Genomic DNA, 3,058 nt, shown 5'->3' on the forward strand with positions numbered 1-3,058 from the left:
TTCAAATGGCTATTCTACGTTTGATTGGTTTTGGAAAAAAAGAAGAATTTAAGAAAGTGCTAGCAATTTTAAGAAAGAAAAAGCCTGATAGGACAAGGATCCTATGAAATTTGTCGTGTACAGAGATGATTTTATTAATTCAGTTAAATTATCCTTTGCTGGTCTCAAAGACTGTTCTAGATTTACCAAGTCCGATAATAGTTCTGGAGCATTTGATTTCAATTCATCTTCATTAAATTTAATAATATTTAAAATCTGAGTATGTGCCTCTGAAAAGTAACTTCGTTCACTAAAATTTTCTAAATATTCTTTTACGAAATCAACCTTTCCACATGTCCATATAATTCCTTTAAGGTTATTTACAAAGATTTTTCGGGCTTGCACAATACCTTGCTGATCCAACTTATTCAATATTCCAAGTAAAAATTCAGCCCATGACCAAATTTCACTATAAGTTTTTGGTTGGTAGCCATAATCAGATGATTTTCCACTTTCATTAGATCCACGAATAAGGTAACCATACTCACGGAAATTTAAAGCTTTTGATAGACAAGATAATAAGATTGGCAAATTTTCTTCATTGGTATGCAATGTAGTAAGAACTTCTTTTTTCAGTTCTAAATTGGCTAATGTCTCAGATGTATACAGTCTAAATAAAGATGTCAATAAATCCATAATAGAATTATTTTTTTCATTCTCTTTTTCATCCTTAGCAAAATAAACAAGCAGATGAAATGCTTTTTCAAAGTTATGCTCTTGATAGGCTAGAGTTCTAATTAACTGAGAAATCTCTATAAAGGAAGAATTATCGCGTGTTAAAAAATTTGGATCTAAATGATGCTTTTTTTCAAATAAGTTAAGAAGTTGGTCTTCAGATATTTGCGATAGTAGTCTTATTTTTACTAAGTCCTGAGCGTCATAATTTCCTGTTAGAATTTTTTTACCAAGGAAACCTTCATTAGAGAACCATAAAGTGACTAAGTCTTTAATTTTTGGAAGATCATGAAAATAACTCAGACGCTTAATAAAAGATCGCTGTAAACGTTCAGGCATTGACTTAGTTAGTTTATCTAGTTGATTAACTAGCCTTGTAGAAATTAACTCTTTAGCTAAATGATTTGCCAGTGCATGAGGTAGAATTGCTCGCCATACGCCACGTTGTTGAACTATATCCTTACTTTTTAGCATCTCAATTGCTTCGATTGCAGTATCAGAGTCTACCTTTGCAAAGTTAGATAAAAAATCCAATTCAGAATTTTCTTCACCGCTGTCTTCTATATTAAAGGAATAGACTAGAGCAAAATTTTTCGCAATTTTAAATAGCTCCTCATTTTGTCGACCTTTTTGCCAAAATAGTCGTTCAAATAATTCACTATCAGTAAGTAATGCTAGGTTATCAGTTTTCTCAATATTTGAAGCTATGGCTAAGGCTAATCGATAGTTCCCACCTGAGAAATCTGCAATTTTACGTCGGTTTATATCATTAACATCAGGATAATGTCGTTCAATTACTTTTTGAATAATATCTGTACTGTTTGGTTGAAGCTTATAGACATCAGTCCTTTCAGGTAGATCATCTTTTACATCATATTCAATTGTTAAAAGTGAAATTTCAGTACTCTGAATTTTTTTGGTTAAATTTGCATGAGTATCTTGTCCACAATTATCTACAATTAGAATAAAGGGCTTATTTTTTAATTTTAATTCTTCAATAAAATGTTCAGGGAGTGGACTTGGTGAATCCCCAATATCACAGTACCAGACAGATCGAACATCTAAATTATTGTCACCTATTCGCTCATCAAACAAAGCTTGTGCAAAACGTGTCTTTCCCACACCCGATAAACCTACAAACCTTACAGAAGTACCGCCATCTGAAAGTTTCTCTCGAATCGCATTAATACCATCTACAACACTAAGTTCACTATTATTCCTGTTTTGTGGAGTAATAACCTTTATATCATTATCAATAAAGTAAGGTTCTTCTATACTTGCTTTTGTATTTGACCAATCACCAAAACGCTGCCAACCTTGAGATTGTTCATCTGTGAAGAAATATCTAGACAAATCATCATGTTCAAGTGTCACAAACTCTGATTCAAAAAATGATGCTTCTCTCCACACTAATGAAATGTTGAGTTCTTTTGCTTTAGCTTCTATTTCTACTAAAGCCTGAGGAGGCTTCATTTTATTTTCTTTTTTACTATGTGCCTGTCTCCATAATTGATTTGTATAAATAAGAATTTTACTAAGTGATGGATAATCCCTATTTGCTTTTTCAAGCATTTGTAAAAAGTCATCTTTATGTTCGGAAAGAGACGTTGAATAAAACTTAGCTTGAAATCCAATTACTTCATTTTCATATTCGATTGGATTCTTTTCAATTCCTGATTGATTTTTAAATCCAAACCACCCTTTGGGAATTTTAAACTCACGACAAAAAAGTAAGTAGGCAAACCACTCAAATACAACTTCTTTGCTGTTAGAAAACTTCGTTGAGAATAAATCCCAATTAGGATGAATCATTCGTTAACCTTTTATTTAAAATAGATTTTATTGTTTTCCATATTCTATTCTAAATCCTAAATAGTCAAATTTTATGTATCTACTTTATTAGTAATATTATCAATTTCATCAGCCCACCATTGCATCATTTCAATACGTTCTTCATAGTGTGCTTCCTTGTCATAAATCCCCTTTACGCCTTTTTTTAAATGTGAAAGAGCTGACTCCACCACCTGTGGTACTCCGCTAAATTTTTTATTAAATTGAGAACTCGCTATATGTCTAAAACCATGGGGATCTTGCTTTCCATCATACCCTAATCTTTTTAAAGCCATATTGAATGTATTATCGGAAATAGGTTTAGAAAATGAATTTCTTCCTGGAAATAATAGGTTAGATACACCTGAATTTTCTTTAAGCTCTTGCTGAACCGTACCGGGTTTGTCGGAGACCAAACTTTCTGAGAGAATGTCCCGATGAAAAAAGTAAAATATACCCCTGAAATCAGAGATAGAGCGGTTCAATTATTGATTGAATCCGAAAAAGATTATCC

The 3,058-nt window shown here is 32.1% G+C and carries 1 protein-coding gene and 1 pseudogene; both read right to left on the reverse strand.

Translation table 11 applies throughout. The annotated features are described in order from the left end of the window. Window positions 1-48 precede the first annotated feature (48 nt). Window positions 49-2,526, reverse strand: a complete 2,478-nt coding sequence (locus tag FTU91_RS15995; RefSeq protein ID WP_180082828.1) for a hypothetical protein — start codon at window positions 2,524-2,526, stop codon at window positions 49-51. Window positions 2,527-2,597: 71 nt separating this feature from the next. Beyond that, window positions 2,598-2,927: pseudogene (locus FTU91_RS16000) on the reverse strand (tyrosine-type recombinase/integrase); the annotation flags it as partial. Window positions 2,928-3,058 lie beyond the last annotated feature (131 nt).

The sequence above is a fragment of the Acinetobacter sp. YH12201 genome, assembly GCF_013418145.1.
Classification (GTDB): Bacteria; Pseudomonadota; Gammaproteobacteria; order Pseudomonadales; family Moraxellaceae; genus Acinetobacter.

Excerpts from the sequence above, each read along its gene's own strand:
- FTU91_RS15995 (WP_180082828.1), bottom strand. The coding sequence starts at position 2,526 with ATGATTCATCCTAATTGGGATTTATTCTCAACGAAGTTTTCTAACAGC.